The sequence below is a fragment of the Rhizobacter sp. P3_B12 genome (assembly GCF_056402895.1).
Genome location: NZ_JBFUGN010000328.1, coordinates 1 through 5,945 on the forward strand (window position 1 = coordinate 1; position 5,945 = coordinate 5,945).

General features: G+C 73.7%; 6 protein-coding genes. All 6 read left to right on the top strand.

The window, feature by feature from the left end:
- On the top strand, window positions 1-207 hold a 207-nt coding region (locus AC1D01_RS17435; protein ID WP_477868416.1), incomplete at its 5' end, for a CGNR zinc finger domain-containing protein.
- Window positions 208-307: 100 nt separating this feature from the next.
- Window positions 308-925, top strand: coding sequence for a hypothetical protein (locus AC1D01_RS17440; RefSeq protein WP_477868418.1), 618 nt, complete (start codon window positions 308-310; stop codon window positions 923-925).
- Window positions 926-959: 34 nt separating this feature from the next.
- Window positions 960-1,565 (top strand): sigma-70 family RNA polymerase sigma factor, encoded by a 606-nt coding sequence (locus AC1D01_RS17445; RefSeq protein ID WP_477868420.1) that lies wholly within the window; start codon window positions 960-962, stop codon window positions 1,563-1,565.
- Window positions 1,566-1,668: 103 nt separating this feature from the next.
- Window positions 1,669-2,547, top strand: a complete 879-nt coding sequence (locus AC1D01_RS17450) for a helix-turn-helix transcriptional regulator (RefSeq protein ID WP_477868422.1) — start codon at window positions 1,669-1,671, stop codon at window positions 2,545-2,547.
- A 10-nt stretch (window positions 2,548-2,557) separates the two neighbouring features.
- Window positions 2,558-5,077: a serine/threonine-protein kinase gene (locus AC1D01_RS17455; RefSeq protein WP_477868424.1), complete on the top strand. Its 2,520-nt coding sequence runs from the start codon at window positions 2,558-2,560 to the stop codon at window positions 5,075-5,077.
- Window position 5,078: 1 nt separating this feature from the next.
- The coding region (locus AC1D01_RS17460; protein WP_477868426.1) for a serine/threonine-protein kinase at window positions 5,079-5,945 on the top strand (867 nt) is incomplete at its 3' end.

Genomic DNA, 5,945 nt, shown 5'->3' on the forward strand with positions numbered 1-5,945 from the left:
CTGCTGGCGCGCGAGGGCCTGGCGCTGTTCTGCTCGCCGCGCGCCGCCCGCATGCGGCTGTGCGCCGGGCCGCTGTGCGGCTGGCTGTTCCTCGACGACAGCCGCGGCGCGCCGCGCCGCTGGTGCTCGATGGGCGATTGCGGCAACCGCGCCAAGGTGCAGCGCCACCACGCGCGCCGCTCGGCCGCCACCGGTGACGACACCTGAACCTGCAACAGCGGTTCCCCTCGCGCGTCGCAGCGTGTACCCTTGCCGCTGCTCTCATCTCCCACGTTGTCGTCCCATGCGCCTGATCCGGTCCCTGCCCTTGCTGATCCTGCTGTCCACGGCCCGCGTCGTGCTCGCCRCCCCGGCCCCGGCCGCCTCCACCCCCGCGTCGACCGATCCGAAGCCTGCCGAACGCTGCGAGACCGCCGTCGCCGACACCATCCGCGAGATGCGCGGCAAGGAAGCACGCGACATCGAGTTCCTCGCCGCACAGCGCTCGCTGCTGCCGGCCACCGGCGACGAGACCACGGTCAAGGGCGCCGGCCGCTACAAGACCACGGCCACCGGCGTGCACGGCTTCACCTACCGCTGCGCCTACAACGCCGAATCGAACGAGACCTCGGGCGTCGTGTTCCGCGAGACCGGCAGCACCCGTCCGCTCGTCGAGAAGGCCTGGGAGCCCGACCTCAGCAAGGTCTCGCCCGACGCCTGCGAGACCGCGATCGCCGCGACGCTGAAGGACAAGTACCCGCGCGTCGGCCGCATCGCCTTCGATGCCGAGACGCGCCGCCTGCAGCCCGCGCCGGACGATGGCACCTGGCTCGATGGCCAGGGCGCCGTCGAACGCGCGCCCGGCATGAACTCGATCCCGTTCACCTACCGCTGCGCGTTCCAGGCGCGCACCGGGCGGCTGGTCAGCGCGCAAGCCACGCCCTGACGGCAGCCTGGACGCACTGTCCGGAGGACGCGTGGTGGATCGACCCTCGAACGATGCGGTACCGGGCGGCGAGGTGACGCAACTGCTGCGGCGCTGGACCGACGGGGATGCGCACGCGCTGCACCACGTGCTGCCGCTGGTGTACGACGAGTTGCGCCGCCTGGCCGGCCGCCACCTGCGCCACGAGCGCGCCCACCACACGCTGCAGAACACCGGCCTGGTGCACGAGGCCTACCTGCGCCTGACAGACGACCGCCCGGTGCAATGGGCCTCGCGTTCCCAGTTCTTCGCGCTGGCGTCGAAAGTGATGCGTCACATCCTGGTCGACCATGCGCGTGCGCGCGGCGCCGGCAAGCGCGGCGCAGGCCAGGTGCACGTGCCGCTGGACGATCTGTCGGAAGCCGCCATCGCGCAACTCGCGCCGCGCGACACGCCGGCGCTCGACGTGCTCGCGCTCGACCAGGCGCTCACGCGGCTGCAGCAGCTCGATGCGCAGCAGAGCCGCGTCGTCGAGCTGCGTTTCTTCGGCGGGCTCAGCGTCGACGAGACCGCGGCCACGCTCGAGATCTCGCCCGCCACCGTGAAGCGCGAATGGGCCAGCGCGCGCGCCTGGCTGCTGCGCGAGCTGGCGATCCGCTGAGCCGTGCCGAAGCGGCACGCCGATACGCTTCGACACACATTGCATGAGCCGCTTCGCGCCGGGCTTGCGCCCTAGGGGAGACGAGAACTCCGGGAGCGTTGCGATGAATGCCGCAATTCAAGCCGACATCGACAGCAATTTCGGCCACCTGCAGGCCGCCGAGCACGGGCCGCCGGTGCTGCGTCCGCCGCCGCCGGTGCTGCTGCACACCGAGCCGCCGCGCATCGAGCCGCACCCGCGCGGCAGCGTGCGGCGGCCGTCGCTGCTGACGGCGCTGCTGGCCGCCGAGAGCCCGTGCGAGCGCCACCGCACGGTGCGCGCGCTGCTGCAGGCGCTCGGCTTCGAATGGCTCGCCTGCGGCACGCTGGTGCGCGACGAAGCCGGCTGGCGCCCGGCCGCGTTCTGCACCAGCCTGATCGATGCCGACTGGCTGCAGCGCTACTTCGCGCAGCAGCACCACGAGGTCGACCCGCGCTGGCGCGAGGCGCTGCAGTCGTCGCTGCCATCCATCTGGTCGCTGGACCAGTGGAGCGATGCCGGCACCGGCACCCGGTTCGCCCGCTTCGTCGCCGACCTGCGCGCCACCGGCATGCAGAGTGGCGCACTGATCGCGCTGCCGGGCCGCCGTGCCGACGAGCGCTGGCTGCTGAGCCTGCTGTCGCGCACGCCGGGCAGCACCTGGATCGGCGACGCGGTGCTCGGCCAGCTGCTGAACCTCAGCCTGTGCCTGCACGAGTTCTACCTGCAGCACACGCGCTGGCCGCCTTCGGGTCCGGCCGAGCCGGGCGACGAGGTGCTGAACCCGGTGCAGCGCGACATCCTGCTGCAGCTCGCCCATGGCGCGAGCGACAAGCAGATCGCGCGCGAACTGCAGCTGTCCTCGCACGCGGTCGACTACCACATGCGCCAGCTGCGCCGCCGCTTCGCCGCGCGCAACCGCGTGCAGCTGACCCAGGCCGCGCAGCGCCTCGCGCGCCGCTGAAGGGATTGCGATGAGCGTGACGATGGATGCCGAGCGCTGGCAACGCCTGAAGACGCTGGTGGCCGATGCGCTGGCGCTGCCCCTCGCGCAGCGCGCCGGCTTCGCGCAGCGCAGCTGCGTGGGCGAGCCGGCCCTGCAGGCCGAGCTCGAATCGCTGCTCGCCGCCGCCGAGCCGGACAACACGCCGCTCGACCAGCAGCCCGCCGCGCAACTGCTGCAGGCGCTCGACGCGCATGCGTCGCGCCACTGGATCGGCCGCCGCCTCGGGCCGTGGCGCGTGGTCGGTCTGATCGCGCGCGGCGGCATGGGCGAGGTCTGGCGCGCCGAGCGCGACGACGGCCAGTTCGAGCAGCGGGTCGCGATCAAGCTGATCCGCGAAGGCGGCGACCAGCAGCTGCTGCTGGCGCGCTTCGACGCCGAGCGCCGCATCCTCGCGTCGCTCGACCACCCCAACCTCGCGAAGCTGCTCGACGCCGGCCTCACGCCCGAGGGCGAGCCGTACTTCGTGATGGAGCTGGTCGACGGCATCGCGCTCGACTTCCACTGCGAACAGCAGGCGCTCGCGCTGCCGCAGCGGCTGCAGCTGTTCCGCAGCGTCTGCCTGGTGGTCGACTATGCGCACCGGCAGGGCGTGATCCACCGCGACCTGAAGCCGGCCAACATCCTCGTCACGCCGCAGGGCGTCGTGAAGCTGGTCGACTTCGGCATCGCGAAGCGGCTGGGGCCGCCCGCGGAGGGCGGCGCGGCGAGCGAGCCCACGCTCACGCTGCAGCGCGTGCTGACGCCCGACTACGCGAGCCCCGAGCAGGTGCGCGGCGAGCCGCTGACGCCGGCCAGCGACATCTACGCGCTCGGCGTCGTGCTGTACCGGCTGCTGGCCCGCGCGAGCCCCTACGGCGAGGCCACCGACAGCTACGCGCTGACGCGCGCGATCTGCGAGACCGAGCCACCGCGCCCGAGCCATGCGGTGCCGCACGGCGGCCGGCTGCGCCGCCAGCTGCGCGGCGACCTCGACGCGATGGTGCTGATGGCGCTGCGCAAGGAGCCGGCGCACCGCTACGCGTCGGCCGAAGCGCTGGCCGACGACGTGTTCCGCCACCTCGAAGGCCTGCCGGTGCATGCGCGCCGCGGCGCCTGGAGCTACCGCGCCGGCCGCTTCGTGCTGCGCCACCGCGCGATGGTCGGCGCGGCGCTGGTCGCCAACCTCGCGCTGACGGCCGGCATCGGCATCGCCGCGTACGAAGCCTGGCAGGCCAACGTGCAGCGCGAGCGCGCCGAGCGCCACTTCGCGAGCGTGCGCAAGCTCACCAACACGCTGATCCTCGACGTCAACAACGCGATCCGCGACCTGCCCGGATCGACGCAGGCCCGCCAGCTGGTCGTGCAGACCGCGCTGAACTACCTGCAGCAGCTCAGCGCCGAGCTGCAGGGCGACGCCGCGCTGCAGCTGGAGCTGGCCGGCGGCTACCGGCAGATCGCCGAGCTGCAGGGCCGCAACGCCGAAGCCAGCCTGGGCGACCCGGTGGCCGCGCTCGCGAGCTACGAGCGCGGCATCGCACTGGCCGAGCCGCTGGGCACGCCGGCGCGGCGGCGCGATCCGAACTTCCGCGCCGCGCAGCGCGAGCTCGCGCTGCTGTACGGCAGCCGCGGCGCGCTGCTCACGTCGGTGGGCCGCAACGACGACGGCATGGGGTCGCTGCGCCAGGCCATCGCGATCACCGACGACCTGATCGCCGCCGAGCCCGACAACCCGCGGCTGCTGCGGCTGCGCGCCACGCTGTACACCGAGCTCGGCAGCACGCAGCAGCAGGCCGGCCAGCACGAGGCCTTCCTCGCGTCGACCGCGACCGCCACGCAGCAGCTCGAGGCGCTGCTCGTGCGCGAGCCCGCCGACGCGATCGCCGCCAACACGCTGGCCACCACCTACGGCTTGCGCGGCATGACGCTGCTCGGCCACGACCTGCAGCCGCAGAGCGCGCAGCTCGCGCTGGAGTCGTACGGCAAGGGCGCGGCGCTGCTGCAGCGCATGGCCGATGCCAAGCCGAACGACACCAAGCTGACGCGCACGCTCGCGATCCAGTACCACGGCATGGGCCGCGCGCTGGTGCGGCTGAAGCAGCCGGGCAAGGCGCTGGAGCTGCACCGCCGCGCGATCGCGATGCTCGATCGCCTGGCGCAGCAGGAGCCGAACAGCCCGCAGTTCAACGCCGACCGCGCCGGCGCGGCGGTGCGGCTCAGCGAGGCGCAGCTCGCCGCCGGCGACGCGGCCGCCAGCCGCGGCACGGCCGCCGCGGCGGTCGCCACCTTCGAGGCGTTGCCCGAGGGCATCCGGCGCGACATCGTCACCCACTACCTGCACGGCCTCGCGTACTACCAGCTCGGCCAGGCGCTGCGCGCGCAGGGCGACGCCACCGGGGCCTGCGCCCGCTTCCGGCAGAGCCTGCCGATGTTCGAGGACGTGCAGCGCCTGCTCGACCCGACCGACATCGGCCCGGGCGCGGCGCGCGCGGCGCTGCAGCGCTGCACCTGACATGGAGCGCGCCCCGACCGCCCTCACCGGCCAGCGTTTCGGCCCGTACCGGCTGGTCGCACCGCTCGGCCGCGGCGGCATGGGCGAGGTCTGGCGCGCGGCGCGCGACGACGGGCAGTTCGAGCAGCAGGTCGCGATCAAGCTGGCCACGCCGAGCTCGCCTGAAGCACTCGAGCGCTTCCGCCGCGAGCAGCGCATCGTCGCCGGCCTCGACCACCCGCAGCTCGCGAAGCTGCTCGATGCCGGCGTCACCGCGGCCGGCCAGCCCTATCTCGCGATGGCGCTGGCCGACGGCGAGCCGATCACGCGCCACTGCGAACGCACCGACCTCGACCTGCAGGCCCGGCTGCGGCTGATGCGCGAGGTCTGCGAGGTCGTGCACTACCTGCACCAGCAGGGCATCGTGCATGCCGACCTGAAGCCGGAGAACCTGCTGGTCTCGCCGTCCGGCGCGCTGCGGCTGGTCGACTTCGGCATCGCGCGCCACATCGGCGAGCCGGCCGCGGCGGCGATGACGCTGTCGTGCGCGAGCCCCGAGCAGGTGCGCGGGCTCGCGCTCACGCCGGCCAGCGACGTGTATGCGCTCGGGCTGCTGCTGTACCGGCTGCTGGCCGGCCGCAGCCCCTACCGCGAGCATGCGGCGCATGCGCTCGCGCGCGAGGTGTGCGAGACCGAGCCGCCGCCCACCGGCGCGCGCGCCGACCGCGATCTCGATGCGGTCGTGCGCAAGGCGCTGCAGAAGGAGCCGGCGCAGCGCTATGCGTGGGCGCAGGCGCTGTCGGACGAGCTGTTCCGCTGCCTCGAAGGGCTGCCGGTGCAGGCGCGCAGCGGCGGGCTGCACGGGCGCGTGCGCCGCTTCGTGCTGCGC

Excerpts from the sequence above, each read along its gene's own strand:
- AC1D01_RS17450 (WP_477868422.1), top strand. The coding sequence starts at position 1,669 with ATGAATGCCGCAATTCAAGCCGACATCGACAGCAATTTCGGCCACCTG.
- AC1D01_RS17455 (WP_477868424.1), top strand. The coding sequence starts at position 2,558 with ATGAGCGTGACGATGGATGCCGAGCGCTGGCAACGCCTGAAGACGCTG.